Origin of the sequence: Lentimicrobium sp. S6, assembly GCF_013166635.1 — a bacterium.
In the GTDB taxonomy this organism is placed as follows: Bacteria; Bacteroidota; Bacteroidia; order Bacteroidales; family UBA12170; genus UBA12170.
Genome location: NZ_JABKBZ010000259.1, coordinates 1 through 631, shown reverse-complemented (window position 1 = coordinate 631; position 631 = coordinate 1). Strand labels below are relative to the sequence as shown.

The window sequence follows — 631 nt, the reverse complement described above, 5'->3', positions numbered from 1 at the left end:
AGTTAAACTTGGCGGTTGGTCCTTGCCAAATGGTTACATTTTGAGTAATGCTGTGCTCACAGCCATTGGTATCGGTTACCGTGAGGTCTACCAAATAATTACCAGAAAACTGATAAAGATGTGTTGGGTTTTGCTCGGTGGATGTGCTTCCATCGGCAAAGTCCCAGAACCAGCTTTCAATAGGTGCTGCACCTGCTACACTCAGGTCGGTGAAGATGGCGTTTTCTCCTTGGCAAGGCGTGGTGAAGTCAAAGGCCGAAGTAGGTCCTTCTCTCACTATCACTTGCTGCACTATGGTATCATATCCAAATGCCTTGGTGATGAGTTGCACGTCGTATATGCCTGGAGCAGTAAAAGCATGTGTAGGATTTTGAGCGGTGCTAAAGTTAAAGGCGCCACTAGCAGGGTCCCCAAAATCCCACCACCAGTTGGTGATAAATCCTTGGCTGGTATAACTGGTATCCACAAATTGCACATCGCTACCAAAGCAGCTGTTTTCCCAAGAGAAGCCTGCCACAGGGCGAGGATTTACGCTTAAGGTCATGGTGGTATCATCCACACAACCATTGCCATCTACCACAGTTAGAGTCACATCGAAATCGCCTAGGTGGCTAAAGAGATGCTCTGGGTG

General features: G+C 47.9%; 1 protein-coding gene. It reads right to left on the bottom strand.

Features of this window, described 5'->3' with window-relative positions:
• On the bottom strand, positions 1–631 hold a 631-nt coding region (locus HNS40_RS22630; protein WP_172284973.1), incomplete at both ends, for a PKD domain-containing protein.